2 protein-coding genes are annotated in these 1,118 nt (G+C 72.7%); both read right to left on the bottom strand.

The genetic code is table 11. The features are described 5' to 3' along the window. Position 1 precedes the first annotated feature (1 nt). Entirely contained in the window at positions 2 to 685 is a 684-nt protein-coding gene (locus AC1D15_RS33595) for a hypothetical protein (RefSeq protein WP_477829469.1), read from the bottom strand. Then, positions 675 to 1,118, bottom strand: a 444-nt coding sequence (locus AC1D15_RS33600; RefSeq protein WP_477829470.1) for an ABC transporter ATP-binding protein, incomplete at its 5' end; no start/stop codon positions are given. The genes AC1D15_RS33595 and AC1D15_RS33600, both read right to left, overlap by 11 nt.

Below are 1,118 nucleotides of genomic sequence, written 5' to 3' on the forward strand. Positions count from 1 at the left end.
CCTAGATCTTGAACACCCGGTGCCCGTAGCGCGCGATCACCGCCGGCAGGCTCACCGGCAGCGGGCCGGCGTCCTCGGGCAGCGGCTGCAGTGCATCGAGCAGGCCCACGGTGTGGCGGGCCTCGATGCGCAGCCGCGGTGGCACCAGCGTCGGGAGCCAGCCGTTCCAGTCGAAGCCGCGCAGGTCGGGCAGCAGCGCGCTGGGCTGCAGGCCGATCGCGTTGCGCGCGACCGCCTCGAACACCGACACACCGAGCGCCCGGCACAGCGCGTCGAGCACCGCGCGGTCGACCAGCGCCGCGCCGAAGGCGCTCGACAGCTCGGTCGCTCCGGCGTGGCGGCCGGCGTCGGCCAGCGCGGCTGCATGGCGCTGGAACAGCTCGAACGCACTGGCCGACGCATCGCCGGCGTAGGCCTGCACCGTGCGCTCGACGGCGTTGGCCAGGTGCTCGACGTTCTGCGCGTGCGAGAAACCGGCGCGCTTGTCGAACCACTTCGGCACCATCAGTTCGGCCGCGTGGCCTTGCCAGCTGCCGCGRCCGGCCACCTCGACGGTGGCGCGCACGAAGAGCTGCGGGCAGCGATCGAGCGTGACCGCGCCGAAGCGGAACGGCAGGCGCAGCGCCACCGGCCGCACGCCGCAATCGACCGCGCGCACGACCAGCAGGATGCCCTCAATGCGCATCGAGCGACCCCTGCGCATAGAAGTGCGCGCGCAGCGTCTTCGCGTACGCGGCGAAGGCCTCGCTGCCCATCACGTCGAGCGAGYGCGGCCGCGGCAGCGCGATGTCGTACACCGCGGCGATGGCCCCCGGGCGCTCGGTCATCACCGCCACCCGGYCCGACAGGAAGATCGCCTCCGGGATGCTGTGCGTGATCAGCAGCACCGTCTTGCCGGAGGCGCCCCAGATGCGCTGCAGCTCCAGGTTCATGCGCTCGCGCGTCATCGCGTCGAGCGCGCCGAAGGGCTCGTCCATCAGCAGCACCGGCGGGTCGTGCAGCAGCGCCCGCAGGATGGCCACGCGCTGCTGCATGCCGCCCGACAGCTGCCACGGGTACTTGTTCTCGAAGCCGCGCAGCCCGGCCATCTCGATCAGCTGCTGCGCACGCTCGCGGGC

It is taken from the genome of Rhizobacter sp. P2_H2 (assembly GCF_056403375.1).